Source organism: Roseovarius sp. E0-M6 (assembly GCF_037083845.1).
Classification (GTDB): domain Bacteria; phylum Pseudomonadota; class Alphaproteobacteria; order Rhodobacterales; family Rhodobacteraceae; genus Roseovarius.
On sequence record NZ_JBAPLA010000002.1, the window covers coordinates 683,576 to 698,265 of the forward strand.

The 14,690-nt window shown below is 60.2% G+C and carries 17 protein-coding genes and 1 tRNA gene; 10 read left to right on the forward strand and 8 right to left on the reverse strand.

The features are described 5' to 3' along the window. Positions 1 to 4: 4 nt before the first annotated feature. From V8359_RS09685 to clpS, 3 genes are read right to left on the reverse strand one after another with little or no spacing between them, the layout of a single operon-like run. Positions 5 to 805: an SDR family NAD(P)-dependent oxidoreductase gene (locus V8359_RS09685; protein WP_336428558.1), complete on the reverse strand. Its 801-nt coding sequence runs from the start codon at positions 803 to 805 to the stop codon at positions 5 to 7. A gap of 46 nt (positions 806 to 851) precedes the next feature. Beyond that, complete coding sequence (locus tag V8359_RS09690) at positions 852 to 1,838, reverse strand: class I SAM-dependent methyltransferase (protein WP_336428559.1); 987 nt, start codon at positions 1,836 to 1,838, stop codon at positions 852 to 854. A 4-nt stretch (positions 1,839 to 1,842) separates the two neighbouring features. Next, positions 1,843 to 2,187, reverse strand: coding sequence for an ATP-dependent Clp protease adapter ClpS (gene clpS, locus V8359_RS09695; protein ID WP_336428560.1), 345 nt, complete (start codon positions 2,185 to 2,187; stop codon positions 1,843 to 1,845). Between the two features lie 99 nt (positions 2,188 to 2,286). On the opposite strand from clpS, the gene V8359_RS09700 reads away from it, so the two are divergent. Then, positions 2,287 to 2,991 (forward strand): HAD family hydrolase, encoded by a 705-nt coding sequence (locus V8359_RS09700; RefSeq protein WP_336428561.1) that lies wholly within the window; start codon positions 2,287 to 2,289, stop codon positions 2,989 to 2,991. A gap of 1 nt (position 2,992) precedes the next feature. Here V8359_RS09700 and zapE read toward each other — a convergent pair whose 3' ends face one another. Together zapE and V8359_RS09710 are read right to left on the reverse strand one after the other, a co-directional pair. Further along, positions 2,993 to 4,051 carry a cell division protein ZapE gene (zapE, locus tag V8359_RS09705; protein WP_336428563.1) on the reverse strand — a complete coding sequence of 353 codons (1,059 nt, stop codon included), beginning with the start codon at positions 4,049 to 4,051 and terminating at the stop codon, positions 2,993 to 2,995. Between the two features lie 142 nt (positions 4,052 to 4,193). Continuing rightward, positions 4,194 to 4,574, reverse strand: coding sequence for a DUF4189 domain-containing protein (locus V8359_RS09710; protein WP_336428564.1), 381 nt, complete (start codon positions 4,572 to 4,574; stop codon positions 4,194 to 4,196). A 282-nt stretch (positions 4,575 to 4,856) separates the two neighbouring features. Here V8359_RS09710 and V8359_RS09715 point away from each other — a divergent pair, with 282 nt between their 5' ends. The 3 genes from V8359_RS09715 to V8359_RS09725 are packed head-to-tail and all read left to right on the forward strand — an operon-like array spanning position 4,857 to position 7,137. Beyond that, on the forward strand, positions 4,857 to 5,468 hold the full coding sequence (locus tag V8359_RS09715; RefSeq protein ID WP_336428565.1) for a LysE family translocator: 612 nt from the start codon (positions 4,857 to 4,859) through the stop codon (positions 5,466 to 5,468). A 17-nt stretch (positions 5,469 to 5,485) separates the two neighbouring features. Further along, positions 5,486 to 6,115: a hypothetical protein gene (locus tag V8359_RS09720; protein WP_336428567.1), complete on the forward strand. Its 630-nt coding sequence runs from the start codon at positions 5,486 to 5,488 to the stop codon at positions 6,113 to 6,115. 59 nt (positions 6,116 to 6,174) lie between these two features. Next, positions 6,175 to 7,137 carry an acetyl-CoA carboxylase carboxyltransferase subunit alpha gene (locus V8359_RS09725; RefSeq protein WP_336428568.1) on the forward strand — a complete coding sequence of 321 codons (963 nt, stop codon included), beginning with the start codon at positions 6,175 to 6,177 and terminating at the stop codon, positions 7,135 to 7,137. 34 nt (positions 7,138 to 7,171) lie between these two features. Here V8359_RS09725 and V8359_RS09730 read toward each other — a convergent pair whose 3' ends face one another. Together V8359_RS09730 and V8359_RS09735 are read right to left on the reverse strand one after the other, a co-directional pair. After that, positions 7,172 to 7,819 carry a GntR family transcriptional regulator gene (locus tag V8359_RS09730; protein ID WP_336428570.1) on the reverse strand — a complete coding sequence of 216 codons (648 nt, stop codon included), beginning with the start codon at positions 7,817 to 7,819 and terminating at the stop codon, positions 7,172 to 7,174. Between the two features lie 32 nt (positions 7,820 to 7,851). Continuing rightward, on the reverse strand, positions 7,852 to 8,544 hold the full coding sequence (locus tag V8359_RS09735) for a M48 family metallopeptidase (protein ID WP_336428633.1): 693 nt from the start codon (positions 8,542 to 8,544) through the stop codon (positions 7,852 to 7,854). Positions 8,545 to 8,654: 110 nt separating this feature from the next. Here V8359_RS09735 and V8359_RS09740 point away from each other — a divergent pair, with 110 nt between their 5' ends. Together V8359_RS09740 and V8359_RS09745 are read left to right on the forward strand one after the other, a co-directional pair. After that, positions 8,655 to 8,990 (forward strand): TIGR02300 family protein, encoded by a 336-nt coding sequence (locus V8359_RS09740; RefSeq protein WP_336428571.1) that lies wholly within the window; start codon positions 8,655 to 8,657, stop codon positions 8,988 to 8,990. A gap of 86 nt (positions 8,991 to 9,076) precedes the next feature. Beyond that, positions 9,077 to 9,152 (forward strand) — tRNA-Ala (locus V8359_RS09745). A gap of 110 nt (positions 9,153 to 9,262) precedes the next feature. On the opposite strand, the gene V8359_RS09750 is transcribed toward V8359_RS09745, so the two are convergent. Beyond that, positions 9,263 to 10,084 carry a MauE/DoxX family redox-associated membrane protein gene (locus V8359_RS09750; RefSeq protein ID WP_442970344.1) on the reverse strand — a complete coding sequence of 274 codons (822 nt, stop codon included), beginning with the start codon at positions 10,082 to 10,084 and terminating at the stop codon, positions 9,263 to 9,265. A gap of 208 nt (positions 10,085 to 10,292) precedes the next feature. Between V8359_RS09750 and V8359_RS09755 the strand changes: the two genes are divergently transcribed. The 4 genes from V8359_RS09755 to V8359_RS09770 all read left to right on the forward strand — a co-directional run bounded on the left by V8359_RS09755 (position 10,293) and on the right by V8359_RS09770 (position 14,656). After that, entirely contained in the window at positions 10,293 to 10,709 is a 417-nt protein-coding gene (locus V8359_RS09755) for a RidA family protein (RefSeq protein WP_336428573.1), read from the forward strand. 56 nt (positions 10,710 to 10,765) lie between these two features. Beyond that, positions 10,766 to 11,440: a DUF1028 domain-containing protein gene (locus V8359_RS09760; protein WP_336428574.1), complete on the forward strand. Its 675-nt coding sequence runs from the start codon at positions 10,766 to 10,768 to the stop codon at positions 11,438 to 11,440. Between the two features lie 113 nt (positions 11,441 to 11,553). After that, positions 11,554 to 12,498, forward strand: coding sequence for a LysR substrate-binding domain-containing protein (locus V8359_RS09765; protein ID WP_336428575.1), 945 nt, complete (start codon positions 11,554 to 11,556; stop codon positions 12,496 to 12,498). Between the two features lie 88 nt (positions 12,499 to 12,586). Next, entirely contained in the window at positions 12,587 to 14,656 is a 2,070-nt protein-coding gene (locus V8359_RS09770; RefSeq protein ID WP_336428576.1) for an oxidoreductase, read from the forward strand. The last annotated feature ends 34 nt before the right edge of the window (positions 14,657 to 14,690 follow it).

Below are 14,690 nucleotides of genomic sequence, written 5' to 3' on the forward strand. Positions count from 1 at the left end.
GATCTCAATGTGCTGGCTTGGTCACTGGATCGAGGATCGAACGCCCGCCATCAAGCGTCAGGATTTCGCCGGTCATAAAGCCTGATGCGCTGCTGGCGAGGTATTGAACCGTCTCGGTCAGGTCGGAGGCGGCGGCGATCCGGCCCATCGGCGTGTGGCCTTCGATCTCCTTGCGAGCATCGCGATCATCCTTCAGGGCGTCCTGCAACGAGGCGCTCATCACCGATCCAAAGGCCAGCGCATTGACGCGGATACGGTGCGGCGCCAATGCCGCAGCCAGCGAGCGGGTCATCTGATCCAGCGCGGCGGTGGAAATCGAATAGGCAAGAAGCTCGGGCCGCGTGCGCCGTGCCGCGATGGACGACAGGTTCACGATTGACCCGGCCAGACCGCTGTCCTGACCTTCGGCCTGCTTGATCATCCGTTTCGCGACAAGTTGCGACAGACGAAGTGCAGCAAGAAGATTTTGCTCAAGCAACATTTCGACGCCGTCATCCTCGGGGTTGAGCGGGTCGGACGTCACGACCTGCCTGGACGCGTTGATCAGGATGTCGACCTTGTCATAGGCATCCACAGTCGCCGAAAGCAGATTGGCGATCGTCAGCTTTTCCCGCAGGTCGCCCGCGAAATAGCGAATCGTCTCGTTATCCTCGGGAGAGCCGATTTCCTTGGCCAGACGCTCTTCGTCCATATCGGCGAGCATGACATTCGCACCCTTGTTGGCGAAATGCCGCCCGATGGCCAGCCCGATGCCATTCGCACCGCCGGTGATGATGGCGGTCTTGCCACTCAGAGAAAATGACATGGTCGAGTCCTTTTCGCGATGTCAGCGGCGCTGAGCCTAGGATATTTCATCCGCGTTGACGAGACGGGCGGCGTGCATGGAAAAGCTTGAAACGCGAGTCGCCCTCGATGGGCGTCACCTCGGCAAAGCTTTCGGTCAATGCGGCTTCATAGGGCAGATGGCGGTTGGCCACCATCCAAAGATGTCCTGACGGTTTCAGAACGCGCGCCGCCGCCGCGATGAATTCGCGCCCAAGTGCGGGCGATGCGGTGCGTCCGGTATGAAAGGGCGGATTCATGAGTACGGTGTCGAGCTTTTCGTCCGGCTGCCATGTGCGCACATCGTGCCAGTGAAACTTTGCCCTTGGGTCGCTGATATTGTGGCGTGCACAGGCAAGCGCGTCATGCTCGGCCTCGACGAGATGGAGCTCCTCGATGCCGTCTCGGCCAAGCGCCTGTGCCGAGAGATAGCCCCAGCCAGCCCCCAGATCGGCCACCTGCCGCCCAAGCTTTGCCGGAAGCGAATCAGCCAGCGCCTTGGACGCGGGATCTATGCCATCCGCCGAAAAGACGCCCGGCACGGTCACAAACCCCGAAGCGGCTTCGCGCGCGGGGCCGGGCCTCCAGTCGTCATGCGCCGGGCCACCGTCGAACCAGAAAAGCTTGCCGTGCGCCTTGTTGATCGGGCCATGGACCTCGGTTCGCTTGCGGCACGCGCGCAAGAGCGCGTCGATGCCATCCGTCTTTGCACCATCCACAATCACGAGGGGCGCGTGATGCGCCGCGCGGGCGATCGCCGCGTGCGTCTTGTCGCGTGACCTGCCAGCACAGACCAAGGCCACGTCGAAATCGCCGTCCAGATCGGTTGTGCAGGTATATCCCGCCCGTTCGAAATAGGTGAAATCGGGGTAAAACCCTGTCACCACAGTCACCTGATCACGGTTCAGGGGGGCAAGATCGGTTTCGCGGGTCGGATAAAGCACGACCACGCGCGAATCATCCGAAAGGCTCAGACCACCGGTCTCAAGCGCGAGGGACAGGCGAAGCCCGGTCACGAAGCTATTCTTTTTCCATTGTGCATTGCAGCGGATGCTGATGCTGGCGGGCGAAATCCATAACCTGCGCGACTTTGGTTTCCGCTATTTCGTGGCTGAACACGCCGACAACCGCGACGCCCTTCTTGTGGACGGTAAGCATGATCTCGAACGCCTCGGCATGCGTCATGCCGAAAAACCGCTCAAGCACATGCACGACGAACTCCATCGGCGTGTAGTCGTCATTCAGAAGCAGCACCTTGTAAAGCGGCGGGCGCTTGGTCTTGGTACGCGTCGCGACAACGACCGAGGCGTCATCATCGCCATCGTCGTCCTGGTCAGAGTTGAGCTGAAATGGATGCAATGTCATACCAGCAAGGATAAGTCCCGTGTCGACCGTTTCAACGCGCTCTATATAGACTTTTGGTAGGACATGAAAAGAGGGGGCGGCCAAGCGAAAGGACCGGATATGCCGAAACTTCAGACAATCGGCTTCGATGCGGATGACACGCTTTGGCATAATGAGCGTTTCTTTCGCCTGACGCAGGAAAGATTCGCGAGCCTGCTTGCGCCGCACACGGACGAGGGTGCGCTTCTGGCCCGCCTTCAGGAAGCCGAGGAGCGCAATCTCGGGCATTACGGTTTTGGCATAAAGGGATTCGTGCTGTCGATGATCGAAACGGCCATCGAGGTGACCGACGGGCGCGTGCCTGGGCGGGTCATCGGAGAGTTGCTTGAAGCAGGGCAGGACATGCTCCAACATCCCATCGACCTTCTTCCACACGCAGAAGAGGCCGTTCGCGAGGTGGCCGACGCCTTCCATGTCGTGCTCATCACCAAGGGCGACCTGCTCGATCAGGAGCGCAAGCTCGCGCAGTCTGGCCTCGGAGACATGTTCGATGCCGTCGAAATCGTGAGCGACAAAACATCTGCGATCTACACCCGCATCTTTGACAGTCACGGCTCGGGTCCGGATCGTGCGGCAATGGTCGGAAATTCCATGCGGTCCGATGTCCTCCCGGTGATCGCGGCCGGGGGGTGGGGCATCCATGTGCCTCAGGATCTGACTTGGGCCTATGAGGTGCTTGATGCACCCGGCAACACGCCACGCCTTAAGGAAATTCCCGATCTTTCGGCGCTTCCGTCCCTGTTGCGCGAAATCGCCCGCGCCTGATCTATTCTTGTGCCCAGTCCTCTGACTGCATTTCGCGCAAACGGCTTGCCGTGCGCTCGAACTCGAACGTGCCTTCGCCTTCGACATACAGGTATTCGGGCGCCGAGGCGGCAGAACAGATAAGCTTCACCCGCGCCTCATAGAGCGCGTCGATAAGGGTGACGAAACGCTTTGCTTCGTTGAAGTTGGAACGGCTCAGTTGCGGGATGTTTTCCAGCACCAGAACACGTGCGGCCTCGGCCAACGCAAGGTAATCGGCGGGGCCCAGAGGTTTGCCGCACAGATCATAGAACGACGCGCGCGCCACCCCGTTGTGAAACGCGGGAATCGTCACCGGGCGCTTCTGCACCGTGAGGGTCAGAGGTTTGGCCTCTCCTCTCGTCAGGCTTTGCCACACCTCGTTGATCTGTGCGCGGCTTTCGGCATTGATAGGGGTGAAATAGGTCGGGCTTCCGGCGATCCGATCCTGCCGATAGTCCTTGTGCGCCACAAGTTCATGCACCACCATCCGGTCCTTGACCAGTTCAATGAATGGCAGGAAAAGCTGACGGTTGAGCCCGTTCTTATAAAGATCATCGGGCGGACGATTGGAGGTGGTGACCACGGCCACCCCGGCATTGAAGAACGCTTCGAACAGGCGGCCAACGATCATCGCATCCGTGATGTCGTTGATCTGCATTTCGTCGAACGCAAGCAGCCGGACCTCGTCTGTCACCGCCTTGGCCACCGGGGCAAGCGCGTCTTCGACCCCGCGTTGACGTGCGGCATGCATGCCGGCGTGAATTTCCTGCATGAACGCATGAAAATGCACCCGCCGCTTCGGCGCATCAAGCGAAGCCACGAACAGGTCCATGAGCATTGATTTTCCACGCCCGACGCCGCCCCACAGATACAATCCCTTGGGTGGCTCGGGGGCCTTGCGAAACCATCCTTTGCGCACCGGCTTCGAAAGCTCGGTCCGAATACGCTCGAACTCGGGCAATGCCTCTTCCTGAGCAGGATCCGGCGTCAGCTCACCTTTGGCAACAAGGCGCTCATAAATCTTTGGCAGCGTTTCCATGCCCAAGGCTTAGCGCGCCTCATTCAACAGCGAAAGGCTTTCAATCGGAGCAGTCTCGTGATGGCGCGCGCAACGCCCTGCAATAGGGATATTTTCCCCGGCTGCGTTCGTGGCGGGCCGGGGGTTCGGGATATCGCGTCACTTATCTGTATGAACAGACCGAGGCCACGACCCAGCATTGTTGGCCGGCATTGCGTGCCTGACATTCCTGAATGGCGCGATTGCCGGCCGCGGCTTCATTGTCATAGCCCCATGCGGCGCCCATGTTCTTGATGGTGCGGGTACTTTGGGCCCGTGCTACGGCGGCACAGCTGTCTTCAACCCAGACCGCCGTCGCACATTGGCGCCCTCCGGCCTCGGCGCAGTATTGCTTGGCAGCGGCCTCTGCCTGCCCACGTGATCCATACTCCCAGGAGCGGCCGAACTTGTTGGTCTTGAAGCTATAGGCGATTGCGCCAAAGGTTTCGGCCATGGCCGGCGTGGCGGGTAAAAAAATAGCAAGAATAAGTGCTAGGCGTTTCATCAGGTTTACAGGCTCCGTGCTAAGGCTATTCAGTTGGGCAACTTAGGGTCGATATCGACCGCATATCCGTTTGATCGTGACGCGCTTTGACAGCCCTGCAATGCCGCATGGGCGCCACCGAACGCACAGGATGCACTTGCGAACAGTCCGCGGCAAATCCTGCTAAGATGTCAGCAATATCTGGTTTTGATTTGGGGCTAACCCCGCAATTATTGCAATACCTCTTTTCACTGGCTACAGACCGCAGATCAACCGTCCTTGTTTCAAAATGAAGTTTCTCAAATGACGCTGGACATTCTCTCTGCATTGATCGCCTTCTGTTTTGTCGGTGTCATCACACCCGGCCCGAACAATCTGATGCTTATGGCCTCCGGCGCCAATTACGGGTTTCGGCGCACCGTGCCGCATATGCTGGGAATTGGCATTGGCATGCCCGTTCTGGTCGTATTGGTCGGGTTGGGCGTTATGAGAATTTTCGAGATGTGGCCGCTGGTCGAACAGGTGCTGATGGTGCTTAGCGTGGCTTATCTTCTCTTTCTTGCGTGGAAGATCGCCAATGCCGCCCCGCCCGTGCGCACCCATGAGTCCGAAGTCGCGGGCAACCCGCTCACCTTTCTACAGGCGGCAGCGTTTCAGTGGGTCAACCCGAAGGCTTGGTTCATGGCGCTTTCGGCGATTACGCTCTATGCTGGCGGTCGCGATCCCATCGCGATCCTGTGGGTCGCGGCGGCCTATGCCTGCGTCTCGGTCATCAGCACGACAAGCTGGACAGCACTTGGGCAGCAGATGCGCCGCTTGCTTGGACATCCCACGCGCTTGCGGATCTTCAACTGGACCATGGCGGCCCTTCTGGTCGCGACGCTCATTCCCGTGCTATGGCCCGCGCAAGGCTGATTTGAACGGGTTGCATGATGATCCATACCTTGCTGCACACGGCCGAGGCACATCGCCCACGGTTTGACGCGATCGCGGTGCGTATCGCCCCGGGTGTATCGTTGGATCATATGGTGCGCCCTGACCTGCTTGACCGCGTGCGGGATGGATCGACAGCCAAACTCGAGACGGAAATCGGTGATATTGTCGCCGGGGCGCCCGGTCCGGTCCTGTGCACCTGCACCACCTTGGGAGAGATAGCCGAGCGTCATGGTGCCATGCGTATCGACACCCCCATGATGGAGGCGGCGGCCCGTATCGCCGCCGAGGCACAGGGCGACATCCTGTTGGCCTATTGCCTCGAAAGCACGCTGGCGCCCAGCATCGCGCAGCTCGACCGCGAACTTGAGAAACATGGCTACCGCACGCAGGTTCATACGCTTGATCTCTCACAGTTCTGGCCACTGTTCGAAGCAGATCAACAAGAGGCGTTCGACGCGGTGATCGCCACCCATGTTCGCGAAGCCGCGTCCAAAGCGCCGGACGCCGCCGTTATTGTCCTTGCCCAAGCATCAATGGCGGGCGCGGCGCCGCGTCTGTTCGATCTGCGTCCTGCCGTGCTCTCTTCGCCGGAAATGTCGCTGGCGGCGCTTCTCGGTCGGGCGTGATTGCAAAACCCGCCCAACAAGGCCATATATCCAGACGAAATTGCCGGAGCCGCACCTACATGACCAACTACCTCGATTTTGAGAAACCGCTGGCCGAGATCGAAGGCAAAGCCGAAGAGTTGCGCGCCATGGCCCGCGCGGGCGAGGGGGTCGATGTCGAGGCCGAGGCCGGCGCGCTCGACAAGAAGGCGTCGGAGTTGCTGACGGAACTCTATCGCGATCTTACGCCTTGGCGGAAATGCCAAGTGGCCCGGCACCCCGAGCGACCGCATTGCAAGGACTACATCCAAAAGCTGTTCAAGGAATACACGCCGCTTGCCGGTGATCGTAACTTTGCCAATGATCACGCGGTCATGGGTGGCCTTGCGCGGTTGGGGGACACGCCGGTCATGGTGATCGGCCATGAAAAGGGCAACGATACGAAAAGCCGGATTGAGCGCAATTTCGGCATGGCCCGCCCCGAAGGCTACCGCAAGGCGATCCGGCTGATGGATATGGCCGACCGCTTCAACCTTCCGGTGGTGACACTGGTGGACACGCCCGGTGCCTATCCCGGCAAGGGCGCCGAAGAGCGCGGGCAATCCGAAGCCATCGCCCGTGCTACGGAAAAATGCCTGCAAATCGGCGTTCCGCTCGTGACTGTCGTGATCGGCGAAGGTGGATCGGGCGGGGCCGTGGCCTTTGCGTCGGCCAACCGCGTGGCGATGCTTGAACATTCGGTCTATTCGGTCATTTCACCCGAGGGCTGTGCCTCCATCCTCTGGAAAGATGCCGAGAAGATGCGCGAGGCTGCCGAGGCGCTGCGTCTCACCGCGCAGAACCTCCACAAACTCGGTGTGATCGACCGGATCATCAAGGAACCTTTGGGCGGCGCGCATCGCGCCCCTGCAGAGGCCATCGATTCGGTTGGTCAGGAAATTTCCAGGATGCTCGAAGAGATGTCTGGAAAAGACCGCGATGCGCTTGTCCATGACCGGCGCCAGAAATTTCTCGAGATGGGGTCCAAGGGGCTCGCGGCCTGATCGCTGCACAAGCGGTGTCATTCAAAGGCTGATATCACCGGACCAGCATGCGCAACCCTTGAGTCACATCCGATCTCACCGCCAGACGCAATGCCGGTTCGTCTCCGGCCTTGAGCGCCATGATGATGCTGCGATGGTGTTGCGGCGCTGTGGTCCGCTGAAGACGGCCATAAAGCGCGCGCATGGTCGGACCCAGTTGTAGCCAGACGGTCTCGGCCATAGCCAGCATCGCCGGGGCCTGTGCCCGAAGATAGAGCGTGCGGTGAAATTCGAGATTGCGGCGAATGTAGCTGACCGCATCCTGCCGCAAGATGTCATCGTGGATGCGGGCGTTGATCGCCTGAAGCCTGTCGATCAGCGCGATATGCGCCCGGGGCAGTGCCCGACTGGCCAGTTCCACCTCGATCAAAGAGCGAAGCGCCGCAAGCTCCTCGAGCCGCTCGTGGCTCAGTTCCGGGGTGGAAACCCGCCCCGATGCCGATAAGGTCAGCGCGCCTTCCGCCGAGAGCCGCCGCACGGCCTCACGCGCGGGGGTCATCGACACGCCGAATTCCTTGCCCACACCACGTATGGTCAACGGCTTTCCGGGGCCGATCTCGCCATGCATGATACGGCTGCGCAGGCCGCGATAAACGCGATCATGGGCCGACGGCGACGGATCTGGGCGAGTTGTCAGAAGCATGGAAAGATTTTGCGCCTTTCTGGGCTGTTGGGTCAATTCTCGAAACGATAGCGATGTAGATCGGCACCATGCCGGCGTAACCACGCCCGAGGCGCGTCAAAGCCGGGCTTGAGTCGTGCCACCGTATCCCAGAAAGCTTGTGAATGGTTCATTTCCATCAGATGTGCCACCTCATGGGCGGCGACGTAATCAAGAACATCGGGCGGGGCCATGATCAAACGCCAACTGTAATTCAGACGCCCCTGTGACGAGCAGGACCCCCACCGCGAACGTGTGTCGCGCATGGTCAGCCCATTATAGCTTCGCCCCAAGCGGGCGGCGTAGTCATCGGATGCCGCCGCAAGCCGCTCACGCGCCATGGTCTTGAGCCATGATCGAAGACGCGCGCCCGCCCGTTCGGGCGCACCCGGAACCCAAAGCGTTTCGGTGTCCAGCGTGACACGTCGGCCCGGCCCGCTCAGGACCTGCCGAAGTTCTCCCTCGATGGGTAGTTCACTGCCCGGTGCGATCACGATGGTTTCGGGGCGCCGGTCAAGATGCTTGCGAAGCCACCCTGCCTTATGCTGGACGAAACTCAGCCCCTCGGCCTCGGAAATGCCGCGCGGCAGGGTCAGGGAAACGCGCCCGTCTATGCCCGACACACGCAGCGAAATCCGCCTTGCGCGCGACGACCGTCGCACGATCACATCGATCGGGGGGTTGCCCGGAAGCGTCAGCTGCCCCATATGCATTCTGCCTCGCCTGCCTGCGGTGATCAAAGCCTTTGACACCTCGGGCCTCTTATGGCAGGTGGCGCGAACCGTCGACAAGACCTCAGATTTGAAAGGGATATCCCATGCCCAAGGAAGAATGGGGTGTAAAACGTGTATGCCCGACCACGGGAAAGCGTTTCTATGACCTGAACAAGAACCCCATCGTGAGCCCCTATACGGGTGACATCGTTGAGATCACCAACGGCAAAAGCCGTTCGATCACCGCCGATGCCGAGGATGCGGAAACCAAGAAGATGAAAGAAACGTCCGAGAAGGGCGATGATGCCGTTCTGGACGATGCCGAAGATCTCGATGTGGATGTCGATCTCGGTGATGACGTGCTCGAGGACGACGACGAAGAAGGGGATGTCTCGCTTGACGATATCGCCGACGTGGCCTCCGAGGACGAAGAGAGCTGATCCACTGTGCAGGGGACGGGATTTTCCGCTTGATCCCGCCCTGCGCTTTGCCTAGATAGCGGCGCACGGGCGACCCGCCCGAATTAGGGGCCTTAGCTCAGCTGGGAGAGCGCTTGCATGGCATGCAAGAGGTCAGGGGTTCGATCCCCCTAGGCTCCACCAAACTCCTACATGCAATCATTGCCTTGCGCGGTCGCCCCGCGTGTGAGTGGCGCTGTCCGCTGATGACATGCTGACATGGTACGAGTAGGGCCGAAGGTCCGGTTTGCGCATCACAGGCCGACGAACCAGATCGCAAGCATCCAGATTCCCATGCCCGCCATGATCAGGTTCTCGCTAAGCGAAATGGCCCCGAGCGGAACATTCGATCCACCGCCCACACAGGCGCATGTCAGTTCGCGCTTGTCCACATAGACCGCCTTGATCACGCTAACCGCCCCGATCGTGCCGATAAAGATACCGACCGGCGCCACGAGCCAGATAAGCGGGCTGCCGGTGCCGATCAGGGCCATCATTCCGGCCCCGGCCCAAAGCTCGCAGAACGGATAAGCATAGCCGTAAGGCACATAGCGTTGCGCAAGCAGGTCATAGCCCAGAAAGCCGTTCACGAACCCCTCGATATCCTGCAACTTCTGAATCGCCAGAGCGACCATGGAAATGGCGAAGAACCACTTCAGCCATGTCAGAATGGGAAACCCTTCGTAAAGGTTGAGCAGAATCGCCAGCGCCATGAGCGCGGTCGAACCGAATATCGCGACAATCGGCATATAAGTGGTGTCGCCCTCGCCAAGAACGCGATAGCCGAAATGCGCCTTGAGGTCGCTATAGCCGCCGATCCGCTCACCCTCGATGAATGTTTGTGGCGTCGTTTCGACACCATGCGCGTCGAGAAACGCATCGACCTCTTCTCGCGTCTTAAGGTGGGTGTCCTCCACATCATAACCCCTGCGCTCAAGCATGGATTTCGACTTGAGGCCGAAGGGGCAAAGGTGCCCCGGCATGACCATCCGGTAAAGCGATGCCGTCTTTCCGTCTCCTTCGCTCTTGGCCCGGGCGGTGTCGGGGGTGTCGGCGGATACTTGGGTTTCGGCCATGGGCGAATCCTTCCTGTCATTTCGCTGGTCGCGATCAGCAATTTTCACTCGACCCCTTAACGTATGGGCGCGGCAATCGTTCCCGGCGCCACCTTAGCCACAACCGAAGCAAGGCTAAGCCATATGGTGCTTGAGCCGACCGCGACCCTGTGAAATCGTCGGCGCGATGTCCTGCCCGAGCCCTTCGGGCCCGTAGGAGGAGCGCCCCATGGCCCATACCCGTATCCGCAAGTTCAACACGCGCGAGACATATCCCGAGCAACAGCTTGATAACGATCTCTGTCAGGCGGTCGTCACGCAAGGTGGCAAAACGGTCTGGTTGCGCGGCCAATGCCCCCAGAATCTTGACGACGCCAGAAATATCGAGAGTCATGATCCCGTTGAGCAAACTCACAAGGTGATGCAGAATATTCAGCAACTCATCGAGGAAGCGGGCGGCCAGATGGAGCATCTGGTCAAAGTGGTGGTCTATATCACCGATGTGCGCCACCGCGAGGCGGTGTATCGAACGATGGGCGAATACATCAAGGGTGTGCATCCCGTTTCGACCGGCCTTGTGGTGCAGGCGCTGGCGCGTCCCGAATGGCTGGTCGAGATTGACGGCACCGCCGTGATTCCCGACTGATGCCGGGCCATCCCTGAGGGGTAATTGAAACCAGAAAGAAAGACGGAGTTGACGACATGACATTCTCACTTGTGGCGCGCTGTGCCGACACCGGGATGTTCGGGGTCGCGATTTCCTCCTCCTCTCCGGCGGTGGCGGCGCGCTGTTCCTACGCGCGGGCCAGTGTCGGGGCTGTGGCCTCGCAAAACGTGACCGACCCGACGCTCGGGCCACTCACGCTCGACCTGATGGAACAGGGGCTGTCTGCTGCCGAGGCCATCGAACAGATCACGAAACGCGGGCGCTTTATTGAATACCGGCAAGTTCTGGCAGTCGATGCCGAAGGCGACACGGCGATTCATTCTGGGCCCAACTCGCTTGGCATCTGGACACAAGCACACGCGGCGGATGTGGCCTCGGGGGGCAATCTTCTTGACAATGACGGCGTGCCGCAGGCTATCGTCGATGGCTTTCTTGATGCGTCGGGGCATCTCGGGGATCGTCTGATCGCCGCGATGCGCGCCGGGCTCGCCGCTGGCGGAGAGGCGGGGCCGGTACATTCGGCGGGCATGATGCTTGTGGACAAGGTGGCATGGCCGGTGGCCGATCTTCGTTGTGACTGGACCGAAGACTGCCCGATCGAGATGGTTGCCACCGCATGGGATGTCTACAAACCTCAGCTTGATGCCTATGTGCAGCGTGCCCTCGACCCGCGCGAGGCCCCTTCCTACGGTGTGCCCGGCGACACATGATCCGATGACGCCCCTTGCTGTTCGCGGTGTTGAAACCCGTGCTTTCCTCGTGTCTGCCCGAGCAATATAGTGACCTCGGGATCACCTGATCCGAAGTATACCGGGAACGCGCCTTGCCCATCAGATACACGTTGCGACAGCTTGAGTATTTCATCGCGGTAGGCGAGGCGGGGTCCATTGCCGCGGCCTCGGGAAAAGTGAACGTGTCGTCGCCTTCCATCTCGGCGGCCATTTCCCAACTTGAAAAGGAATTCGGCATCCCGCTTTTCGTGCGCCAGCATGCACAGGGGCTTGCGCTGACGCAGGCCGGGCGCACCATGCTCGAACAGGCCCAGACCGTCCTCCGCGAAGCCGAACGACTGATGAATGTCGCTGGAGATATTTCGGGCGAAGTGCGCGGCCCGCTCGCAGTGGGGTGTTTGCTGACCTTTGCGCAGATGGTCCTGCCGTCGATCCGCCGCAGCTTTGAGGATATTTTCCCCGACGTCTCGATGCGACAGTTCGAAATCGATCAGGCCGATATCTTCAGCAAGATCAGGCGCGCCGAAATCGACGTGGCTCTTACCTATGATCTGGATATTCCCGCCGATCTCCGTTTCGTCACCTTGGCCAAGCTGCCGCCTTACGCGCTCCTGCCCGAGGGGCATCCGTTGGCCGTTCATGACACGCTCTCTGTCACGGACCTGCGGGATCAGCCGATGGTGCTTCTGGATCTTCCCTTCAGCGCGGAATATTTCCTCTCGGCCTTCAACGAACACGGGCTGCGCCCCAATATCGTCGAGCGTACGCGGGACATGTCGGTGATGCGCGGACTTGTGGCCAATGGTTTCGGCTATTCGATCGCCAATATCCGCCCTTCGCACAACGTGTCGCCCGATGGAAAGCCGCTGGTTTGCGTCCCTCTCGACGGCGCGGTGCGCCCGATGCGTATTGGTCTGCTGATGGCCCCCGAGGCGGAAAGCTCAAGCACGATCAGGGCTTTTGTCGATCATTGCGCTGACCTTGCCGCCCATCAGGCGCTGCCGGGGGTGCATACCGCGCCGGTATCGCAATCTTAGGGCAAGGCTAAGCAATGCTTTTGCAAGCCCGTCTTTTGAGTTGGGCAGGCGGCGCTATTCTTGGCTGAACAATCCCGGGGAGACTTTTATGCGCGATCCAAGGTATGACATCCTGTTCGAACAGGTGAACATCGGCCCGCTTACCGCCAAGAACAGGTTCTACCAGGTGCCGCACTGCAATGGCGGTGGGTATCGCGACCCGTCCGCCGCTGCGGAAATGCGGGGTATCAAGGCCGAAGGTGGCTGGGGCGTGATCTTTACCGAACAATGCGAGATGCACCACAGTTCGGAAATCACCCCGTTCATTGAACTGCGCCTGTGGGAGGACAAGGATATTCCGCAACTGCGCAAGATGTCCGACAAGATGAAAGAGCACGGAGCACTCGCGGGGATACAGCTTGCCTATTCAGGCATAAACGGCCCCAACCTCTATACCAAGGAGGTGCCGCTTGCCCCGTCGGCGTTGCCCATCCGAACCTTCACCAACGATCCGGTAAGCGCACGGGCCCTGTCCAAATCCGATATCCGCGATCTGCGCCGGTGGTTCGTGAACGCGGCCAAACGGTCCAAAGAGGCGGGGTTCGATCTCATCTGCCTTTACGGTGCGCATGGCTTCGGCATCTTTCAGCACTTCCTCAGCCGAGCCACCAATCAACGCGATGACGAATACGGCGGCAGCCTTGAAAACCGGTCGCGGTTCGCGCGCGAGGTGGTGGCCGACATGCGCGACGCGGTGGGCGACACCATGGCTCTCACCATGCGTGTGTCGCTTGACGAAAGCTTGGGAGAGTTGGGTTTTTCCAATGCCGAACTGCGCGATTTCATCGAAATGCACCACGACCTGCCCGACCTTTGGGACCTGGCCCAAGGCACGTGGGAGGATTGCTCCGGTCCCTCGCGCTTCAAGGAGGAGGCGGCGCAAGAACAACTCGTGCGTGGCATCCATGAGCTGACGGAGAAACCCATCGTCGGGGTCGGGCGCTTCACCTCGCCTGATGTGATGACCAAGATGGTGAAATCCGGCACGCTTGATTTCATCGGCTGCGCACGTCCTTCCATCGCTGATCCCTTCTTGCCGAAAAAGATCGAAGAGGGGCGCATTGATGATATTCGCGAATGCATCGGCTGTAACATCTGCATCACGGGCGACATGACCATGTCGATCAGTCGCTGCACCCAGAACCCGACCTTCATGGAGGAATGGCGCAAAGGCTGGCATCCCGAGCGGATGAACGAAAAGGGCGAAAGCTCGAACGTGCTTGTCGTGGGCTCTGGCCCGGCTGGGCTTGAGGCGGCGTGGGCGCTCTGCCGGCGCGGCTATGACGTGGCCGTGGCCGAAGCAAAGGACATCATCGGTGGTCGTGTCACGCGCGAACGTGCCCTGCCGGGTCTTTCGGCTTGGGGTCGGGTCGTGGATTACCGCGACTATCAGCTGTCGCAGCGTCCGAACGTGGAAATCTACCGCCAAAGCCCGCTCGACGCCGAAAGCATTCTTGAGTTCGGGTTCGAGAACGTGTGCATCGCCACCGGGTCAACCTGGCGGCGCGACGGGGTCGCGCGGCAGCACGTCGTGCCGATGCCCATCGCGGACGGGGCCAAGGTCTATACCCCCGACGACCTGATGGATGGCACCATCCCCGAGGGCAAGATCGTGCTCTTTGATGACGACCATTACTACATGGGCGGAGTTCTGGCCGAGTTGCTGGCAAAGAACGGCGCCGACGTGACGCTCGTGACCCCCTCCGCCTTCGTCAGCGAATGGACAAACAACACGCTTGAACAGGTGGCCATCCATCCCCGGCTTGTGGATGTCGGGGTTGAAATCGTGCTCAATCGTGGCGTGACTGAAATTCATGCCGATCACGTCATCACCAACTGCACCTATACCGACAGGACATGGCCCATGGAGTGCGATGCCGTGGTGATGGTGGCCTCACGCACCGGCGATGACGGCATCTATCGTGATGTCGCCCGGCGGGAGGCGGAGTGGGCCGATGCCGGTATCAAGTCGGTAAAACTCATCGGTGATGCAGAGGCGCCCGGCCCGATCGCATGGGCCACCTATGCCGGTCATCGCTATGCGCGCGAACTCGATGCGCCCGATATCGGTGACGATTTGCCCTTCCGGCGCGAGATCACCGAACTCGCCGCCGATTAAAGCATATCAACCAAAAGGCACGGCTTAGTCCCAA